This is a genomic window from Desertihabitans brevis, from assembly GCF_003327535.1.
GTDB classification, from domain to species: domain Bacteria; phylum Actinomycetota; class Actinomycetes; order Propionibacteriales; family Propionibacteriaceae; genus Desertihabitans; species Desertihabitans brevis.
The window spans coordinates 244,255-262,920 of record NZ_QOUI01000006.1 but is presented as its reverse complement, the minus strand read 5'-3'; the positions used below and the strand labels follow the sequence as shown (position 1 = coordinate 262,920).

Genomic DNA, 18,666 nt, shown 5'->3' with positions numbered 1-18,666 from the left:
GCCGGGCTCAGCCGGCCGCGACCCGGATCGACTCCTCCAGGACGTCCAGGCCGGTGTGCAGCTCGTCCTCGCTGATGGTGAGCGGCGGCGCGATCCGGAAGATGCCGCCCATCCCGGGCAGCTGGACGATGTTGACGTGCAGGCCGCGCTCCAGGCAGGCGGCGGTGACCTCCGCGCCGAGGGCGTCGGCGGGAGCCTTGGACTGCTTGTCCTGCACCAGCTCCACGCCCTGCAGCAGCCCCCGACCGCGGACGTCGCCGACCACCGCGGAGGCGTCCCGCATCGCCAGCAGGCGTCCGGTCAGCTGCTCGCCGAGCTCCGCCGCCCGCTCGACCAGGCCGTCGCGCTCGACCACGTCGAGGACCGCGTGCGCCACCGCCGCGGCCAGCGGATCGGAGACGTGGGTGGTGTAGAAGAGGAAGCCGCGCTCGGCGCAGCGCTGCTCGACCTCGTCGCTGCTGATCACCGCCGCCACCGGCAGCCCGGCGCCCAGCGTCTTGGACAGGGTGAGCAGGTCGGGGGTGACGCCGTCACGCTCGAAGGCGTAGAGGTGGCCGGTGCGGCCGAGACCGGTCTGCGCCTCGTCGAGCACCAGCAGCATCCCCCGCTCCTCGCACAGCTGCTTGAGCCGGGCGAGGTAGCCCGGGGGCAGCTCGACGATCCCCCCGGAGGACAGGATCGGCTCCACCAGGCAGGCGGCCAGGGAGCCGGTGGACTGCGCGTCCACGGCGGCGAAACCGTACTCCAGCTCGGCCTCCCAGTCGTGGCTGCCGTCGGCGCGACGGAAGGGTGAGCGGTAGGCGTTGGGGGTCGGCAGCGTCAGGTTGCCCGGTGCGGTCGGTCCGTAGCCGCGGCGACCGGCGGAGAAGGTGGCGGCGGCCGCCCCCGCGGTCATCCCGTGCCAGGAGCGGTCGAAGGCGACGACCTCGTAGCGTCCGGTGGCGAGCTTGGCCATCTTCAGCGCCGCCTCGTTCGCCTCCGCACCGGTGGTCAGCAGCATCGTCTTCGTCAACGGGTCGGGCAGCGTGTCGGACAGCCGCCGGGCCAGCGTGATCACCTCACGGCTCAGCATCCCGCTGAACAGGTGGTCCAGCGTGCTGACCGAACGGGTCACCGCGGCCACCACGTCGGGGTGGGAGTGGCCCAGCACGGCGCTCATCTGCCCGGAGGTGAAGTCCAGGATCGCCCGGCCCTCGGTGTCATGGACGTAGCTGCCGGCCGCGCGCTCGATGATCCGCGGGCTGAACGACGGCAGGTAGCGGACGAGGTGGCGGTCGACGTCCTGCCACAGGTGGTCGGTGCTCACAGGTTGCTCCTCGGCTCGGCGACGGGCGTCCTCGACCATGCTCCCAGGTGGCGTCCGCCGCCGGGTCCGGCCGGCCGGACCCGGCGTCGTGTCAGTGGCGGGTGCCAGGGTGAAGGCACCGACGACCGGAGGTGGCCATGGACATCCAGCTGCGACTGCTCGGCGGGCCCGCGCCCGACGGCGAGCCGCGCGCCCACGACGCCGCGCGGCTGCTCGGCGCCCTGCACGAGCTGAGCATCCGGCTCGGGCGCCACCACGCCGAGACCGAGCGGCCCGGACGCTCGCACCGCTCGGTCGAGGAGCTGTGCGAGGTGCGGCTCGCCGCGCTGACCGGCGGCGGCACCACCTTGCTGCTGTCCGTCGGGCCACCGGACGTCCTCCCGTTGGAGGGCGAGGAGTGCCGCTGGTACGCCGAGGAGCTGCTGCGCGTCCTGCACGGGCTGGCCGCCGACGAGCGCCCCGAGCGCGTACCCGACCTCGTCGCCGACGCGGTCGCCGACCTGGTCCAGGTGCTGCGGCTCTCGGCCCGGGAGGTCGAGATCCGGGTGGGGGCCCGGCAGGTGCCCCGCTTCCGCACCGTCCGTCTCCACCGCGAGACCTGGACGACCCCGCGGCGTCGCGTCGACGAGGACGTCGCGTGCTTCACCGGCACCCTCGAGCGGGTCGACCTGCCCGGTCACGAGCTGCGGCTGCGGGACGAGGACGGCACCGTCCTCGAGCTGCTGCACGTCGTCCGCCCGCTCGCCGCCGCCGCCCTGCTGGGTCGGCGGGCCGAGGCGTCGGGCCGGGCCGTCCGCGACCGGACCGGCCGGCTCGTCGGCCTCGACGCACCGACGCTGAGCGCCTCGACCGCGCCCGCTCCTCCTCCGCCCGCGGCGGCCGTCCCGAACGGGCCGGGAGCACCCGACCCGGCCGGGCAGGAGGAGCTGCAGCTCACCGATGAGGAGATCGAGGCCTTCCTCCGCTCGATGGGCCGCTGACCCGCGCCCCGCCGAGACCGGTCAGTGCAGCACCTTCAGCCCGATGACGCAGCCGACGATACCCATCAGCAGCAGCGCCTTGACGACCGAGAACGACTCCGCGCCGGTGACCATCGCGTAGGTCACCGTGAGCACGGCACCGATGCCGACCCAGACGGCGTAGCTGGTGCCCACGGGCAGCGTGCGCATCGCGAAGGCCAGCCCACCCATGCTGAGGGCCAGCCCCGCGAAGAAGACGACGGTCGGCCAGAACCGGGTGAACCCCTCCGACTTCCCGAGAGCTGTGGCCCAGACGGCCTCCAGCACCCCCGACAGCACCAGCACGATCCACGCCATGACGACCACTCCTCCGTGGCCGTCTTGTCGCTCGCCGGGTACAGCTCCCTCGTCCGGGGCCCGGCTCTGCCAGGGCCACGTCGACGGTGGCACACCGGTCGGCACCGGGCAACCCGGGCGGTGGTGATCTTCCCCACCGTCCCGCGTCGGCCACTCCTCACCTGCCCGTGGGCCGCCGTTCACCTCGGCTCAGCAGGGTCCTCCGGGTCCGCACCGACCGAGGAGACCGATGACCCAGCCCGCCCCGACCCGGCTGAGCCGACGCCGCCTGCTCCAGGCCGGTGGCCTCAGCGCCGCCACCATCGCCCTGGGGATCAGCGCCCCCGAGACCGCCGGCGCCGAGCCGGTCGGCCGCGACGAGCTGTTCGCCCTCGGGGTGGCCAGCGGCGCACCGCGGCCCGACGGCATGGTGCTGTGGACCCGGCTCGCCCCCGACCCGACCGCCGCCGACGGCCACGGCGGGATGCCGCTGCGTCCGGTGCCGGTGCGCTGGGACGTCGCCACCGACGCGCGGTTCCGTGACGTGGTCGCCCAGGGCCACGCCCTGGCCCAGCCGGAGCTCGCGCACTCGGTGCACCCCCGCGTCACCGGCCTGGAGCCGGGGACGGAGTACTTCTACCGCTTCCGCGTCGGCCGCGGCCGCAGCCCGGTCGGACGGTTCCGCACCCTGCCGGCCCCCGGTGACACCCCCGAACGCTTCTCCTTCGGCGTCACCTCCTGCCAGGCCTGGTACCACGGCCACTTCACCGCCCACCGCCACCTGGCCGAGGAGCCCGACCTCGACCTCGCCGTCTTCGTCGGCGACTACATCTACGAGTACGGGATCACCTCGGCCAACCTGTGGCGCCAGGGCGCCTCGGTCGGCCGGGCCTCGGCGGTCGAGGTGGAGACGCTGGAGCAGTACCGGCTGCGCTACGGGCTGTTCAAGAGCGACCCGCACCTGCAGCGGCTGCACGCCCGGGTGCCGGCGGTCGTCACCTGGGACGACCACGAGGTGCAGAACAACTACGTCGGGGCCTCCTCGGCCTACGGGATGTCCGACGAGCTGTTCGCCCACCGGGTGGCGGTCGGCTACCGCGCCTTCTACGAGCACCTGCCGCTGGACGTCGACGCCCTGCCCGAAGGGCCGTCCGCCGACGTCACCACCGGTCTGGACGTCGGCCGGCTGGCCCGCTTCTCCCTGCTCGACACCCGCCAGTTCCGCGACCCGGTGCCCACCAGCACCGAGGAGCAGCACGACCCCGACCGCACCATGCTCGGCGCGGAGCAGGAGCGCTGGGTGACCGACCGGCTGGTCGACTCCCCCGCGACCTGGAACCTGCTGGCCAACGGCGTCGTGGTCAGCCCGATCACCGAGGACCGCACCGACCAGTGGGACGGCTACCCCGCCGCCCGGCAGCGCCTGCTCCAGGCGATGGCCCGCAGCAGCAACCCCGTCGTGCTCACCGGCGACATCCACAAGCACGTCGCTTCCGAGCTGCGCGCCGACGTCGACGACCCCTCGGCCGGCAACGTCGGGGTGGAGCTGATCTGCACCTCGGTCGCCTCCGACGGCGACGGCGCCCCGACCGACAGCTACACCCCGGACTGGGTCCAGCACGACTACGTCAAGCTCTACGACGGCCGCCGGGGCTATCTGCATGTCACCCTCACCCCGCAGCAGATGGACTCGACCTTCGTGGTGGTGCCGTGGGTCGAGGCCGACGACACGGCCCCCCGTGAGGTGGTCGCCCGCTTCACCACCCCGCCGGCCGACCCCGTCTCGACCGGGCCTGAGCCGGGACAAGGAGGACGTGATGAGCCAGAACCCCGCGGTCGTCACCGGTCTGCAGACCGAGCAGTCGATCACCCGCACCACCCTCAGCTGGCGCTCGCTCGGCTTCGAGCCGCTGATCGACCACTACCGGGTGCACGCCGTCCGAGGCGCCGGGCGCGACTTCGAGCCCACCGAGGACAACCTCGTCGGCAAGACCGTCTACCCCCACTTCGAGCACGACGGCCTGGAGCCGCTGGGTGAGACCTGGACCTACCGGGTGCTCGCCCGCAGCGACGCCGGGCGGCTGGGACGTCCCAGCCGCCCGGTCACCGCGACCTCCACCCCGTCGGTGGTCGGCACCGGCACCCCGGTGGCGGTGGTCGGCGCGTTCGACGGCCGGACGCTGGAGCACCGCTTCGCCCCAGCCGGCTACGCCCAGATCCCGGTCGAGCACCCCGACGCGGTCGTGGAGTACGTGCAGGGGCGCGACACCCCGGGCACCGCCTGGCCCTACCTGCTGCCCGGCCCCGGGGACGCCTGGGCGGGCCGTAAGGTCTACCGCGCCCGCTGGACCTTCGAGCTGACCGGTGCGCCCACCGACTCCGACCTGGCGATCTGGCTGGTCGACACCACCCGGCTCGGCGGCGTCCTGCAGGTGCTGCTCAACGGCACCGGGCTGACCAGCATCGAGCTGCCCGCCGGCGCGACCCGCGGATCGCGGGAGGGCGACGCCACCGTGCCGGGGTCGACGCTGCGGCGCTGCTACTTCGAGCCCGGGGTGCCGGCGGACCGGCTGCGGCAGGGCAGCAACACCGTCGAGCTGGTGCTGGCCGAGGGTGGCTGGGTGGCCTGGGACGCGGTCGGGCTCTTCGCCCGTCCCCGACCCGGCGACGCCGGAGCGACCGCGGGCTGGTAGCGCGGCCGCCGTCCGGGTACGATCCGCTCGCCGGCGCGGCGTCCCTCGGACGCTGGGGTCGACATCGGGGGATCACATCGGGGGACGCAGACTCCCACACCGAGAGGATCCGAGATGAAGAGCAAGACCCTCGCCCGGCTGGCCAGCGCGCTCGTCGCCGGAGCCGCGTCCCTGACGCTGCTCGCCCCGCCGGCGCAGGCCGTCACCAGCACCACCTACGAGGCCGACACCATCAAGTACACCAACGCCGAGCGCACCAAGCGCAGCCTCGGCAAGGTGGCGTCGAACTCCTGCGTCGACCGCTACGCCGAGCGCCAGGCGGCGGCGATGGCCAAGGCGAAGCGGATGTACCACCAGTCGCTGCAGCCGATCCTCAGCGAGTGCCGGCTGTCGGCGGTCGGGGAGAACGTCGCCGTCGGCTACACCAGCGGCTCGTCGGTGGTGAAGGCGTGGATGGGCTCGAGCGGCCACCGCGCCAACATCCTCAACTCCCGCTACACCCGGATCGGTGTGGGCGCGGTCAAGGGCACCGACGGGCGCTGGTACGTCGCCCAGGTGTTCGGCCGCGGCCGCTGACCCTCAGCCCTCACCCCAGAACACCCGGTCGACGACCGCCCGGCACCGCCGGGTCAGTCGCCGGTAGTGCTCCAGCAGGTGCGAGCCGCCGCCGTGGCCGTAGCCGAGCAGCTCGGCCACGGCGGTGAGCTCGACCGGGTCGGTGGGGAAGGTGTCGGAGGCGCGTCCGCGCACCAGCATCACCGTGTTGCGGACCCGGCTGGCCAGCAGCCACGCCTCCTCCAGCGTGCGGGCGTCGGCCTCGCCCAGCAGGTCGGCCTCCCGCGCGGCCCGCAGCGCTCCCAGGGTCTCGGTGGTCCGCAGCGCCGGCAGCCGGTGCGCGTGCTCCAGCTGCAGCATCTGCACCGTCCACTCCACGTCGCTCAGCCCACCCGGGCCGAGCTTGGTGTGCCGCTCCGGCCGGGCACCGCGGGGCAGCCGCTCCGCCTCCATCCGCGCCTTCAGCCGCCGGATCTCCCGCCGCTGGGTGGCGTCGAGCCCGCCCTCGGGCCAGCGCAGCGGGGCCACCGCCGCCAGCACCTGCTCGGCCAGGGCGGCGTCCCCGGCGCCGACGGTCGCCCGGATCATCGCCTGGGCCTCCCACGGTGAGGACCAGCGCTCGTAGTACTGGCGGTAGGACGACACGCTGCGCACCATCGGCCCGCCCTTGCCCTCCGGCCGCAGGTCGGCGTCGACCACCAGCGCGGGGTCCGGACCGGGCCGGGCCAGGTGCTCCCGCAGCCGGGTGACCGCCGTCCGGGCCGCCGCCAGCTGCTGCTCGTCCAGCTCGTCGCCCACCACGAACATCGCGTCGGCGTCGGAGGCATACGACATCTCCTGCCCGCCCCAGCGTCCCAGCGCCACCAGCGCCAGCGGGACGGCCTCGGCACCGGCGTCGCGGCGGGCGACGTCCAGGGCGGCCTCGACGGTGGCGGTGCTGATGTCGGTGACGGCCCGCCCCACCTGCTCGACGTCGACCAGCCCGAGCACGTCGGCGGCGGCGATCCGGAACAGCTCGCGCCGGCGCACCGAGCGGACCGCGGCCACCGCCTTGGCCGGGTCGTCGTGCCGGCGGGCCGAGCTGCGGGTGGCCTCGCACAGCTGGCCGTGGTTGCGCGGAGCCAGGTCCTCGACCTTGGCCAGCATCTGCACCGCCTCCGGGGAGCGGCGCAGCAGCGCGGTGGCGTAGCGCGAGGAGGCCAGGATCCGGGCCAGCCGCTGGGCCATCGCGCCCTCGTCCCGCAGCGCCCGCAGGTACCAGGAGGTGGAGCCGAGCGCGGCCGAGACCTGCCCGAAGGCCCGCAGCCCGGCGTCGGGGTTGGGGGCCTCGGCGAACCAGCCCAGCATCGCCGGCAGCAGCTGGCGCTGGATGTCGGCCGAGCGCGACATCCCCCGGCTCAGCCGCTCGATGTCGCGCAGCGCGCCGTCGGCGTCCAGGAAGCCGAGCGCGCTGAGCCGGTCCCGGGCGCCCTCGGCGCTGAGCCGCAGCTGCTCGGACGGGATCGAGGCCACCGCGGCCAGCAGCGGGGAGTAGAACAGCCGGCGGTGCAGCACCTGCACCTGCCGCGAGGTGGTCAGCCAGGCCTCGTTGACGGCCTCGGCGTCACGCAGCCCCACCGAGCGGGCCAGCCGGCGCAGCTCGGCCTCGTCGGTGGGGAGCAGGTGGCTGCGGCGCAGCCGGAACAGCTGCACCCGGTGCTCCAGCAGCCGCTCGAACCGGTAGGCCTCGCCGAGCTGGTCGCCGTCGGCCCGTCCGATGTAGCCGCCCTCCACCAGCCGGCCCAGGCCCTCGAGGGTGGAGCGCACCCGCAGCGTCTCGTCGGTGCGGCCGTGCACCAGCTGCAGCAGCTGCACGGAGAACTCGACGTCGCGCAGCCCGCCCTCGCCGAGCTTGATCTCCCGGCCGGCCTCCCGGGCCGGGATCAGGTCGATCACCCGCCGTCGCATCGCCTGGGTGGCCGCCACGAATCCCGGCGTCTCCCCCACCCGCCACACCAGCGGGGCGACGAGGTCGCAGAACTGCTGGCCGAGCTCGCTGTCGCCGGCGACCGGACGGGCCTTGAGCATGGCCTGGAACTCCCACGGCTTGGCCCAGCGCTCGTAGTAGCCGCGCATGCTGGCCAGGGTGCGCACCAGCGGACCGGCCTTGCCCTCCGGACGCAGCGCCGCGTCCACCTCCCAGATGGTGCCGGCGGCGCTGTGGGCCGAGCAGATCCGGGTCATCGCCGCCGCCCAGCGGGTGCCGGTGGCCACCGCCGCGTCCACCCCGACCAGCGGCTCGCCGTCGGCGTCGAGGGCCGGTTCGGCCACGAACAGCACGTCGACGTCGCTGACGTAGTTGAGCTCGGCCGCCCCGCACTTGCCCAGCCCGACCACCGCCAGCCGCACGGTCTCGGTCCCCTCGACCTCGCGGGCGGCGACGTCGAGGGCGACCTGCAGGGTGGTCTCGGCCAGCCGCGCCAGCACCTCCGACACGTCGGGCACCAGGTCGACCGGCCGGGGCGCGGTGAGGTCGACGGCGGCGATCCGCAGCAGCACCCGACGGTAGGCCAGCCGCAGCGCGTCGGCGGCGGCGGCCGGGGTCGGCTGGTCGGCGACCGCCTCGGCCAGCACGCCGAGGTCGTCCGGGCCGGGCAGCCCGACCGGGTGCGCCAGGTCCTCGACCAGGTGGGGGTGGTGCTGCAGGTGCATGCCGAGCGCCTGGCTGGCCCCGAGCACGGCCAGCAGCTGGCGGCGCAGCACCGGCTCGGCGGCGAGCCGCTCCAGCAGCCCGTCCACCTCGCGGCAGAGCCGGTCCACCCCGGCCAGCGCGAGGTCGGGGTCGGGGAGGGTGGCCAGCCCGTCCAGCACGACGTCCCCGGCGGCCGGCCAGTCCTCCAGCACGCGGCGGGCGGCGTCGAGGTCGTGCAGGCCACGGCGGAGCAGCGCGGTCACGCCGGTGTCGAGCCGGGTCATGTGCCCGATCGTAGGGTCAGGGCCTGCCGTCCCCGAGGTCGGCCGCGAAGGAGGCGACCCAGCCCATCGGCGCCTGCCAGTTGATGGTCAGCTCGTTGGTCGAGTAGGAGCCGATGTCGTCGACGTAGCAGGTCTGCGGCGCGCAGCCCCCGGGGAACAGGGCCGAGGTCACCGGGTCGCCCGAGGTGGACGTCGTCGCGTTCGCCCCGCCCGCCACCGTGCCGGGCGGCGGGTTCGGCGAGGACGGATCGAGCTGGTTCGCATACATCCGGCTGTGCATGTTCTTCGAGGCCACCTCGCCGTAGCCGGTCACGTAGGACTGGTTGAGCGCGTTGCGCCCGAACAGGTAGTCCATGCCCTCGAGGAACCCGTCGGCGTACCTCTGGTCCCCGCGCAGGTCGTAGGCGTAGCCCAGCACCATCAGGATGTTGAGCACCTGCCCGTTGGAGCCCCACGCGTAGTTGCCGCCCGTCGGGGCGTAGGGGTGGCCGAACGGCTCGCCGTCCTGGATGGCCAGGTAGCGGTCGGCCCCGCGCAGCACGGACGCCTGCAGCGTGCGCCGCGAGCGCAGCTCGTTGGGCACCGTGGCCAGCGAGAGCTTGCCGAGGCTGGCCACCTCCCCCCAGCTGGCGCCGTCGGCGGTGAACGAGTCGCGGCGGTGGTGCGGCGAGGCGGTCAGGTCGGTCTCGTAGCCCCGCTCCCCGGTGGTCAGGTACAGCTGGGCGGCCGCCCAGTAGAACTCGTCGGAGGGGTCGGCGTCGTCGTAGGGTCCGCTGCCGGGGTTGGGGTCGACGGCGGCGTCCGGCGGCGGCACCAGCAGGTCGGGGTGGGCCTGGGCGGCGGCGTAGGCCGTCCGGGCCGCCTCGAGCAGCTCCTCGGCGAAGGCCTCGTCGTAGGGCGCCCACAGCCGCGAGCCCTGGGCGGCGACCGCGGCGAGGTTGAGGGTGCCGGTGGTCGAGGGGCGGTAGAGCACCCGGCGCTGGGGGTCGGCGGCCGGGTCGAGCGGCAGCCCGGTCCAGTCGACGTCGGCCACCTTGTGGTTGGTCATCCCGGCGTACTGCTGACCCTGGGGCACCTGCATCCTCAGCATCCACTCGAGCTTCCAGCGGGCCTCGTCGAGGATGTCGGGTACGCCGTTGCCGGTCTCGGGCACCCGCAGCGCGCCGTCGCCGAGGGCGTCCTCGTCGACGACGTCGGCGGTCAGCGTGCGCTCGTGCTCCATCAGCATGGTGCCCACCGAGATCCCTGCCGGGACCATGTACTTGCCGTGGTCGCCGGCGTCATACCACCCGCCGGTCACGTCACGGGTGCCCTCGCACGTCCAGGGCTCGTCGTAGAGCAGCTGGGACGGGTCCCCCGGGTCCTGGCAGGGCACCGCGGTGTCGCCCTGGTTGGGTGCCACCCCGACGTGCCCGGCCGCCCGGCCGTAGCCCGGGGCGATGGCGTCGGAGATCTCGATCCCGCTGCGGTTGGTGTAGAAGAACGTCTTGGCGTCGACGCGGAGCGGGTCCCACAGGTCGGCCCGGATGGAGAAGGGGTGGCTCTCCTCCTCCCCCACCCGCAGGGTGAAGCCGTCGCCGGTACGGCGGACGGCGCTGAAGTCGACCGTGTGCACCTCGACGCCGGCGCTGGGGTCGAGACCGGCCGGCACGGTCGTCCCGCGGCGCACCACCACCCCGTCCTGGCGCAGCTCCCAGCGCTGCGGCCGGTCCTCCGCGGAGACGACCGTCGCCCGCTTCGGCCCCTCGGGCAGGTAGCCGACCTGGTTGACCCGGACGGCAGGACCGGTGTCGGGCTCGTAGGGCTCCGGCGCCGCCCCGCCGGTGAGCGAGACGTCGTCCACGCAGAGGCGGTAGGCCTCGACGTTGGTGATGTCCTGCTGGAAGGTGACCTGGGCCTCGGCGTAGTCGGTATCGGGGGTGAAGGTCCAGGCGTGGGTCTGCGGCTCCGGGGTCAACGGCACCTTCTTGGTCGGCAGGAACTCCCGGTAGTTGAGGTCCGGCCCGGCCTGCACGACGACGCGGACGTTGCCCTGGGTGGCCGGCACGCTGAGCACTGACGCCTCGAGCCGGTAGGTCTCGCCGGCGAGCAGCGGCACCGGCTGCTGCAGTGCCGCGCTGTAGGGCCCGCTGCCGGCCGGCACGTCGACGCAGCCGCGCCCGTCGACCACCGACGGGTTGGGGTAGGCGTTCCAGCCGGCCAGGCCGTCGTCGAAGCCGCCGTTGCGGATCTGCTCCACCGGCTCCTCGGCGGCCGCGGGCGGCGGGGCCGCCAGCCCGGTGGCCAGCACGACCGCGGTCGAGCACAGGAGCGCAGGCCAGCTGCGTCGAGCACGGTGAGTCATCGTCGACCTCCGAGGGGGTGATCCGTGGTGGGATCGATCCCACCCCGCGGGGTCGGTCGCTGTCAAGGGCCGCTAGCCCGATCCCCGCCGGACCAGGTGGGTGGGCAGCACCACCGAGGTCGCCTCCGCCGGACCGGGGGCGTCGATCAGGCCGAGCAGGGTCCTCGTCATCTGGCGCCCGATCTCGCCGACCGGCTGGCGGACGGTCGTCAGCGGCGGGGTCAGGTGCTGGGCCAGCGGCCGGTCGTCGAAGCCGACCACCGCCACGTCGTCGGGCACCCGCCGCCCGGCGGCCCGTAGCGTCTCCAGCGCCCCGGCGGCGAGGAGGTCGGAGGCGCAGAACACGCCGTCGAGGTCGGGCCAGCGCGCCAGCAGCCTGTGCATCGCCTGCTCGCCGTGGGTCTTGGTGAAGTCGCCGGCGGCCGCCATCGCGGTGACCGGCTCGTGCCCGGCTGACAGCAGCGCCTCCCGCCAGCCGGCCAGCCGGTCGGCCCCGGCGCTCATGTCCTGCGGCCCGGCGATGGTGACGACCCGCCGGCACCCGCGCCCGAGCAGGTGCTCCACCGCCGTGCGCGCCCCGCCGGCGTTGTCCACGTCCACCCAGCTCATCCCGCTCAGCGGCGACCGCCCGGCCGTCACCAGCGGGACGCCGGCGGCCAGCAGCGCGCCGGGCAGCGGGTCGCGGGCGTGGGCCGAGATGAGCAGCAGCCCGTCGACGTGGCGGTCGGCGGCGAAGCGGCACAGCTGCTCGCGCTGGGCGTCGCCGTGCGGGATGGAGAGCACCAGCTGCAGCCCGGCGGTCGCCAGCTCGGTGCTGACCGCTCGCAGCACCTCGGGGAAGAAGGAGTCGGTGAAGACGACGTCCTCGGTCTCGGGGACGACCAGCGCGACCGAGTCCGCCCGCCGCCGCCGGAGCTGACGGGCCGCCGGGTGCGGGCGGTAGCCGAGCTCCTCGGCCGAGCGGAGCACCGCCTGGCGGACCCGCGGGCTCACCGGTCCGGAGCCGGACAGCGCCCGCCCCGCCGTACCCCGGCCGACGCCGGCGTGCCGGGCCACGTCGGAGAGGGTGGGACGCCGTCCCTGCTGCCCGTCCTCGGCCACCCCGGCCCCTCCTCGCCCGCCCTGCCCGCCCTGCCCGCCGGGACCACGGTAGTGCCCGACGGGCCCGGGCGCGCTCCGTCGCGTACCATCCGGCGGGTGCCTCCCGCCCGCGCCGGTGCCCGACTGACCAGCGACCTGAGGGCCGTGGCCGAGCAGCTGCGGCGCTGGGCGGCCTGGGTGCCCGACCAGGACCTCTCCGTCCCGAGCGTGCTGCCCGGCTGGCGGGTCGCCGACCTGCTCGCCCACACCGACCTGCTGGCCCGCGGCCTCGTCACCCACCTCGGCACCCCGGCCGACGCCCCCGCCGAGCCGGCGCTGGACGTGCTGGCCCGCCACGCCGGGATCGCCCAGGCCGTCGACCGGCGCACCCGCGAGCACACCGCCGAGCTCGGCGACGACGTCGCCGGCGCCCTGGCGGCGGCGGCCGAGCTGGTCGCGGCCACCGACCCGGCGCGAGCCGCCGCGGTGGTGCCGGCCGGGACGGGTGCGCTGACGGCGGCGGAGTGGGTGGCGGTCCGGGCGGTCGACCTGGCCGTGCACGGCGACGACCTCGTCCGCTCCGTCCCCGGCGCCCCACCGGTGGTGCGGGCGCTGGAGGCGACGGCCGTCCGCCACCTGCTGCGCTGGCTGGCCGAGGCGCACCCGGGGCAGACGGTCGAGGTCCGGGTGCCGCCGCACGGTGCCGTGCAGTGCGGGGTGGAGGGCACCGCCCTCACCCACACCCGCGGCACCCCGCCCAACGTCGTCGAGACCACGCCGGCGGTGTTCCTGCGGCTGGCGTCCGGACGGCTGGGCTGGGCCGAGGCGCGCGCCGGCGGGCAGGTCGGCGCCAGTGGGCACCGGGCCGACCTCTCGGGCTGGCTGCCGCTGCTCTGAGCCGTGGGCGCACCCGCGCAATTCCGTGGAGGCGGCGGCGCGGGCGGCGTAGGCTCGCCGACGCACACCCGGTGGAGTGACCGTCGGAGCTGCGATCCGTGTCAGGGCAGCCCAGCAGGACCACGCCGAGAGGATCGCCATGCCCACGTCACCACCCGATCTCCCTCCCCGCCGCTTCGGCTGGGAGGACATGTTCGTCCCACCCGAGGCCGACCCCCGCGCGCAGGAGCTCGGCTCCGACACCGAGCGCACGGTGCTCACCAGCTACCTGCGGAGCTACCGGCCCACCCTCGAGCTCAAGTGCTCCGGGCTGGACGCCGCCCAGCTGGCCACGCGGTCGGTCCCGCCCTCGGACCTGTTCCTGCTCGGCCTGGTGCGCCACCTCGCCGGGGTGGAGCGCATCGGGTTCCGCCGCCGTACGGCCGGTGAGGACGTCCCCCTGCTCGACCGCACCGGGGACGCCCCCGACGGCGACTTCGCCGGCGCGGTGCCCCGGGCCGACGTGGTCGCCGAGGCCTGGCGGACGTGGCGGGCCGAGGTCGCCTTCGCCGAGCGCCTCGTCGCCGGGACGGACGGCCTCGGTCGGCGCGGCGCGCACGGCGACGTGCTCCGCGAGGTGCTGGTCCACGTCATCGAGGAGTACGCCCGGCACATGGGCCACGCCGACCTGCTGCGCGAACGCGTCGACGGGCGGGTCGGGCAGTGAGCCCGCCGCCGTCCCGGGTGGTCGCCTGCGACGAGTCCGGGTTCAGCGGCGGCAACCTGGCCCGGGGCGAGCCGATCTTCGCCCACGCCAGCGTCACCCTCGACCCGGCCGCCGCCGACGCCCTGGTCGGCGAGGTGCGCCGGCGGCTCGGGTGGGGCGGCGGTGAGCTGAAGGCGTCGCGGCTGCGCCACCCCGGGCGGCGGGACACCCTGCGGTGGCTGCTCGGCGCCGGCTCGGGGCTGCCCGGTCACGGCGCGGTCCACCTCACCGACACCCGGGTGTTCGTGCTGACGCGGCTGCTGCAGCTGCTGGCCGGTGCGGAGCCGCCCGACGGCCTCGCGTGCCCGACCCGCGACGGCCGCTGGCACCCGCTGGCGCTCGAGCTGCACCGTCTCGGGCCGGTCACGGTCGGGCCGGCCCGCTGGCGACGGTTCCTCTCCGCCGCCGGGGACCTGCTGTGGACCACGAGCCGCTGGGTGCCGCCGGACGCGGTCGACCGCTTCGTCGCCGACCTGGACGACCTGTGCGGCACGGCGCGCGGCGGGTGGCTGGCGGAGCGGCTCGCCCCGCTGGCCGGCGGCCGCGACCGGGCGGTGGCGATGCGGGCGGCCGCCGCGGCGGACCCGGCCGGCGTCCCGCTGCTGGCCCCGGTGCTGCCCGCGGTGACCTGCGCCGTCGAGCACTGGGCCGACGACGTCGAGGAGCTGGTCGTGCTGCACGACGAGCAGTCCACCCTCAACGGAGCGAGGATCCGGGCCCTCGAGGCCCGGGTGCGCCGGTGCCGTCCCGGGCTGCGGCTGACGATCCGGGCCGGGGTGGACTCCCGCCTCGACCCGCGGGTGCAGGTCGCGGACTGGCTGGCCGGCACCGCCCGGGCCGCCGCCTCCGAGGGCGGGTGCGACGAGGACGTCCGCGCGCTGCTCGCGGCCTACACCCTCGACCACGCCGCGCCCGTCGACCGGTGAGGTCCTCAAGCTACCCGGCGCGGTCGCCGAGACCCAGCCGTCCCCACCAGCCGGTGCGGTAGCGGCGGTGCGGGCGGGCCTGGGTGCACAGCGTCCAGAACCGGTCGAAGGCCCGCGGCGCCACCGAGGACGGCTGCAGCCCCAGACCGGCGTCGACCGGCAGCGGCTGCGGCCAGTTCGGCAGCGGGGTGTGGTGGCCGTTGGGCTCCAGCTCGACCAGCCGGTGCAGCCGCCCGTCGGAGCGCTCGGCCAGCACCTGGCCGTGCTCGGTCGCGCCTGCCACGACGGTGAGCCGACCCGGGTGCCAGCCGCGGTCGACGGGGACGGCGAAGAGCCAGGTGTGCTGCCACACCACCAGCCGCAGCCGGGTGCCGTCGGCGTCGGTGCAGCGGTAGTCGTGCGTCCAGTCGCCGAGGGCGTCGACCTCGAGCTCGAGCGCCTCGCGGGAGGTGAGCGTCAGCTCCAGCCCGTCGCGGACCAGCCGCAGCGGGAACCGCAGACCGGCGATCCGCACACGGCTCAGAGCACCGGCAGCAGGCTGTTGAGCTCCCACGGCGTCACCTGGGACCGGTAGGACTCGAACTCGGTGCGCTTGTTGCGCAGGAAGTAGTCGAAGACGTGCTCGCCGAGGGTCTCGGCGACCAGCTCCGAGCCCTCCATGATCCGCACCGCCTCGTCGAGGTTGCGCGGCAGCGAGCCGATGCCCAGCGCGCGCCGCTCCCGCTCGGTCATCGACCAGACGTCCTCGGCCGTCTCCTCCGGCAGCTCCATCTGCTGCTGGATACCGGCCAGGCCGGCGCTCAGCACCACCGCGTAGGCCAGGTAGGGGTTGGCGGCGGAGTCGATCGAGCGGATCTCCACCCGGGCCGAGGAGCTCTTCGACGGCTTGTACATCGGCACCCGCACCAGGGCGGAGCGGTTGTTGCGGCCCCAGCTGATGTGGGTGGGGGCCTCTCCCCCGCCGGCCAGCCGCTTGTAGGAGTTCACCCACTGGTTGGTCACCGCGCTGATCTCCGCACCGTGGTGCAGCACGCCGGCGATGAACTGCCGGGCGGTGGTCGAGAGGTGGTACTCGTCGGAGGCGTCGTAGAAGGCGTTGCTGTCGCCCTCGAACAGCGAGACGTGGGTGTGCATGCCCGAGCCGGCGTGCTCGGTGAACGGCTTGGGCATGAAGGAGGCCCGCATGCCCTCGGCCATCGCGACCTCCTTGATCACCACCCGGAAGGTCATGATGTTGTCGGCCATGGTCAGCGCGTCGGCGTAGCGCAGGTCGATCTCCTGCTGGCCCGGGGCGTGCTCGTGGTGGGAGAACTCCACCGAGATGCCCATCTGCTCCAGCATGGTGATCGCCCGGCGGCGGAAGTCGCTGCTGGTGCCGTGCGGGGTGTGGTCGAAGTAGCCCGAGGAGTCGACCGGGGTGGGCGGCTGGCCGGGGACGATGGTGTTCTCGAGCAGGAAGAACTCGATCTCGGGGTGGGTGTAGAAGGTGAAGCCCTGGTCGGCGGCCTTGTCCAGCGCCCGCTTGAGCACGAACCGGGGGTCGGCGTAGGAGGGCGAGCCGTCGGGCAGCCGGATGTCGCAGAACATCCGGGCCGTCCCCTGCACCTGGTCGCGCCAGGGCAGCAGCTGGAAGGTGGACGGGTCGGGGTGGGCCACCATGTCGGCCTCCTGGATCCGCGCGAACCCCTCGATCGCGGACCCGTCGAAGCCGATCCCCTCGTTGAAGGCGCCCTCGAGCTCGGCCGGCGCGATCGCCACCGACTTGAGGAAACCGAGCACGTCGGTGAACCAGAGACGGACGAAGCGGACGTCGCGCTCCTCGATCGTGCGCAACACGAACTCCATCTGCTTGTCCATGGGCGACATCTTGCCCGACGCCGCGAACCGTGACGAACCTCCCTCGCCGGAGCCCGCGCGGTGGCCCGGCGCTCCCGGGAGCCGGCCCACGGATCGCTACGCTGACCGCGTGCCCGAGCTCAGAGTCGCCCTGGTCCAGATGAACGCCGGCGTGGGAGCCATCGCCCGCAACGCCGAGGCGGTGGTCGACTGGTGCCGGCAGGCCGCCGAGGCCGGCGCCGACCTGGTGCTGCTGCCCGAGATGGCGCTGACCGGCTACCCGGTGGAGGACCTCGCGCTGCGGACCAGCTTCGTGGAGGCGAGCGTGCAGGCCGCTCGGACGCTGGCCACCACGCTGGCCGAGGCGGGGCTGGGCGAGCTGGTGGTGGTGCTCGGCTACCTCGACCGGGCCGACGACGGGCGTCCGGAGAACCGGGCCGCGGTGCTGCACGACGGCCGGGTGGTCGCCGGCTACGCCAAGCACCACCTGCCCAACTACGGCGTCTTCGACGAGTTCCGCTACTTCCGTCCCGGCACCGAGCTGCAGGTGGTGCGGGTGCGGGGGGTGGACGTCGCGGTGGCGATCTGCGAGGACCTGTGGCAGGACGGCGGGCCGGTGCAGGCCACCGCCGAGGCCGGCGCCGGGCTGCTCGCGGTGATCAACGCCTCCCCCTACGAGGCCGCCAAGGACGACACCCGGCTCGAGCTGGTGCAGCGCCGAGCCCGCGAGGCCGGCTGCGCGCTGGCCTACGTCAACCTCGTCGGCGGGCAGGACGAGCTGGTCTTCGACGGCGACACCATGGTGGTCGGCGCCGACGGCGACGTGCTGACCCGCGGCCCGCAGTTCGTGGAGACGCTGGTGGTCGTCGACCTGCAGCTGCCAGCGGCCACCGCCACCGAGGAACGCGCCGAGACCGGGGCGAGCGGGATGAGCATCCGCCGCCACCTCGACCTGGGCCCGGTCAGCGAGGCGCGCGAGCCCACGTCCACCCCGGTCGAACCGCAGCACTTCGACCGGCTCGACCCGTTGGCCGAGATCCACCACGCCCTGGTGCTGGGGCTGCGCGACTACTGCGCCAAGAACGGCATCGAGAAGGTGTGGCTGGGGCTGTCGGGCGGGATCGACTCGACGCTGGTGGCCAGCATCGCCTGCGACGCGCTGGGCGCGGAGAACGTGTACGGCATCTCCAACCCGAGCCGCTGGTCGAGCGAGCACTCGCGCAGCGACGCCGCCGAGCTGGCCCGGCGGACCGGGCTGAACTTCACCACCACCGAGATCGCGCCGATGGTGGACGCCTTCGAGGACGCGCTCGAGCTGGACGGGGTCGCCGCGGAGAACCTGCAGGCCCGGATCCGGGCGGTGATCTGGATGGCGCAGTCGAACCAGCACGGGCCCTCGATCGTGCTGGCCTGCGGCAACAAGACCGAGCTGGCGGTGGGCTACTCCACCATCTACGGCGACGCGGTCGGCGGGTTCGCCCCGATCAAGGACGTCTACAAGACCCAGGTGTGGGAGCTGGCCCGGTGGCGCAACGCCGAGGCTGAGCGGCGTGGGGAGACCCCACCGATCCCCGAGGGCACGATCACCAAGGAGCCGAGCGCGGAGCTGCGGCCCGGCCAGCGCGACAGCGACTCGTTGCCGCCCTACCCGCTGCTGGACGAGGTGCTGGAGGCCTACGTCGGCACCGACACCGGAATGGCCGAGATGGTGGCGGCCGGCTTCGACGCCGAGCTGGTGCAGCGGGTGGTGCAGATGGTCGACCGCGCCGAGTACAAGCGCCGCCAGTACCCGCCGGGCACCAAGATCAGCTTCAAGGCGTTCGGGCGTGACCGGCGGCTGCCGATCACCAACGGCTGGCGGGAGACCCGTCCCGACTCGCCCACCCCGATCAGCGACGTCGCCGACGCGTGAGTGCGCCGGGCTGGTACCCCGACCCCGCCGGCGGCGGGGGCCACCGGTGGTGGGACGGGTCGTCGTGGACCGCCCAGACGACGCCGGGCGGAGTGGGCGCTGGTGCGCCCGGTCCGGCTGGG

General features: G+C 74.6%; 14 protein-coding genes, 1 pseudogene and 1 riboswitch. Of the genes and pseudogenes, 8 read left to right on the top strand and 7 right to left on the bottom strand.

Annotation, left to right across the window (positions count from 1 at the left end; genetic code table 11):
• Positions 1–7: 7 nt before the first annotated feature.
• A complete protein-coding gene (locus tag DT076_RS11575) occupies positions 8–1,306 on the bottom strand; it encodes an aspartate aminotransferase family protein (protein WP_114126819.1) in 1,299 nt (432 codons plus the stop codon).
• Positions 1,307–1,443: 137 nt separating this feature from the next.
• On the opposite strand from DT076_RS11575, the gene DT076_RS11570 reads away from it, so the two are divergent.
• Positions 1,444–2,286, top strand: coding sequence for a hypothetical protein (locus tag DT076_RS11570; RefSeq protein WP_147264133.1), 843 nt, complete (start codon positions 1,444–1,446; stop codon positions 2,284–2,286).
• Between the two features lie 21 nt (positions 2,287–2,307).
• Here the strand turns inward: DT076_RS11570 and DT076_RS11565 are convergent, their stop codons facing one another.
• Complete coding sequence (locus DT076_RS11565) at positions 2,308–2,622, bottom strand: DMT family transporter (RefSeq protein WP_114126817.1); 315 nt, start codon at positions 2,620–2,622, stop codon at positions 2,308–2,310.
• 14 nt (positions 2,623–2,636) lie between these two features.
• Positions 2,637–2,701, bottom strand: a riboswitch (guanidine-III (ykkC-III) riboswitch).
• 150 nt (positions 2,702–2,851) lie between these two features.
• Between DT076_RS11565 and DT076_RS11560 the strand changes: the two genes are divergently transcribed.
• Together DT076_RS11560 and DT076_RS11550 are read left to right on the top strand one after the other, a co-directional pair.
• On the top strand, positions 2,852–4,639 hold the full coding sequence (locus DT076_RS11560; protein ID WP_199539133.1) for an alkaline phosphatase D family protein: 1,788 nt from the start codon (positions 2,852–2,854) through the stop codon (positions 4,637–4,639).
• Positions 4,640–5,408: 769 nt separating this feature from the next.
• Complete coding sequence (locus DT076_RS11550; protein ID WP_114126815.1) at positions 5,409–5,870, top strand: CAP domain-containing protein; 462 nt, start codon at positions 5,409–5,411, stop codon at positions 5,868–5,870.
• 3 nt (positions 5,871–5,873) lie between these two features.
• Here DT076_RS11550 and DT076_RS11545 read toward each other — a convergent pair whose 3' ends face one another.
• The 3 genes from DT076_RS11545 to DT076_RS11535 all read right to left on the bottom strand — a co-directional run bounded on the left by DT076_RS11545 (position 5,874) and on the right by DT076_RS11535 (position 12,249).
• Complete coding sequence (locus tag DT076_RS11545) at positions 5,874–8,804, bottom strand: bifunctional [glutamine synthetase] adenylyltransferase/[glutamine synthetase]-adenylyl-L-tyrosine phosphorylase (protein WP_114126814.1); 2,931 nt, start codon at positions 8,802–8,804, stop codon at positions 5,874–5,876.
• 16 nt (positions 8,805–8,820) lie between these two features.
• Entirely contained in the window at positions 8,821–11,148 is a 2,328-nt protein-coding gene (locus tag DT076_RS11540) for a glycoside hydrolase family 9 protein (RefSeq protein ID WP_114126813.1), read from the bottom strand.
• Positions 11,149–11,220: 72 nt separating this feature from the next.
• Complete coding sequence (locus DT076_RS11535; RefSeq protein ID WP_114126880.1) at positions 11,221–12,249, bottom strand: LacI family DNA-binding transcriptional regulator; 1,029 nt, start codon at positions 12,247–12,249, stop codon at positions 11,221–11,223.
• 96 nt (positions 12,250–12,345) lie between these two features.
• Here DT076_RS11535 and DT076_RS19965 point away from each other — a divergent pair, with 96 nt between their 5' ends.
• From DT076_RS19965 to DT076_RS11520, 3 genes are all read left to right on the top strand, one after another.
• Complete coding sequence (locus DT076_RS19965; RefSeq protein ID WP_158548112.1) at positions 12,346–13,125, top strand: sterol carrier family protein; 780 nt, start codon at positions 12,346–12,348, stop codon at positions 13,123–13,125.
• A 139-nt stretch (positions 13,126–13,264) separates the two neighbouring features.
• Positions 13,265–13,831: a DinB family protein gene (locus tag DT076_RS11525; RefSeq protein ID WP_199539132.1), complete on the top strand. Its 567-nt coding sequence runs from the start codon at positions 13,265–13,267 to the stop codon at positions 13,829–13,831.
• Positions 13,828–14,796, top strand: coding sequence for a hypothetical protein (locus tag DT076_RS11520; protein ID WP_114126811.1), 969 nt, complete (start codon positions 13,828–13,830; stop codon positions 14,794–14,796). Before DT076_RS11525 ends, DT076_RS11520 begins: the two co-directional genes overlap by 4 nt.
• Before the next feature lie 10 nt (positions 14,797–14,806).
• On the opposite strand, the gene DT076_RS11515 is transcribed toward DT076_RS11520, so the two are convergent.
• Both DT076_RS11515 and glnA read right to left on the bottom strand, forming a co-directional pair.
• On the bottom strand, positions 14,807–15,310 hold the full coding sequence (locus DT076_RS11515) for a hypothetical protein (protein WP_114126810.1): 504 nt from the start codon (positions 15,308–15,310) through the stop codon (positions 14,807–14,809).
• Between the two features lie 5 nt (positions 15,311–15,315).
• The gene (glnA, locus tag DT076_RS11510) at positions 15,316–16,653 is read right to left on the bottom strand and encodes a type I glutamate--ammonia ligase (protein ID WP_114126809.1); all 1,338 of its coding nucleotides are present in this window, start codon (positions 16,651–16,653) and stop codon (positions 15,316–15,318) included.
• Between the two features lie 109 nt (positions 16,654–16,762).
• Here glnA and DT076_RS11505 point away from each other — a divergent pair, with 109 nt between their 5' ends.
• Positions 16,763–18,544 (top strand): NAD+ synthase, encoded by a 1,782-nt coding sequence (locus tag DT076_RS11505; RefSeq protein ID WP_199539131.1) that lies wholly within the window; start codon positions 16,763–16,765, stop codon positions 18,542–18,544.
• Positions 18,541–18,597, top strand: a pseudogene (locus DT076_RS20455) (hypothetical protein); the annotation flags it as partial. The gene DT076_RS11505 and the pseudogene DT076_RS20455, both read left to right, overlap by 4 nt.
• Positions 18,598–18,666 lie beyond the last annotated feature (69 nt).

Bases quoted from the DNA above. Each gene is read 5' to 3' on its own strand.
- DT076_RS11570 (WP_147264133.1), top strand. From the start codon at position 1,444: ATGGACATCCAGCTGCGACTGCTCGGCGGGCCCGCGCCCGACGGCGAG.
- DT076_RS11565 (WP_114126817.1), bottom strand. From the start codon at position 2,622: ATGGCGTGGATCGTGCTGGTGCTGTCGGGGGTGCTGGAGGCCGTCTGG.
- DT076_RS11560 (WP_199539133.1), top strand. From the start codon at position 2,852: ATGACCCAGCCCGCCCCGACCCGGCTGAGCCGACGCCGCCTGCTCCAG.
- DT076_RS11550 (WP_114126815.1), top strand. From the start codon at position 5,409: ATGAAGAGCAAGACCCTCGCCCGGCTGGCCAGCGCGCTCGTCGCCGGA.
- DT076_RS11545 (WP_114126814.1), bottom strand. From the start codon at position 8,804: ATGACCCGGCTCGACACCGGCGTGACCGCGCTGCTCCGCCGTGGCCTG.
- DT076_RS11540 (WP_114126813.1), bottom strand. From the start codon at position 11,148: ATGACTCACCGTGCTCGACGCAGCTGGCCTGCGCTCCTGTGCTCGACC.
- DT076_RS11525 (WP_199539132.1), top strand. From the start codon at position 13,265: ATGCCCACGTCACCACCCGATCTCCCTCCCCGCCGCTTCGGCTGGGAG.
- glnA (WP_114126809.1), bottom strand. From the start codon at position 16,653: ATGGACAAGCAGATGGAGTTCGTGTTGCGCACGATCGAGGAGCGCGAC.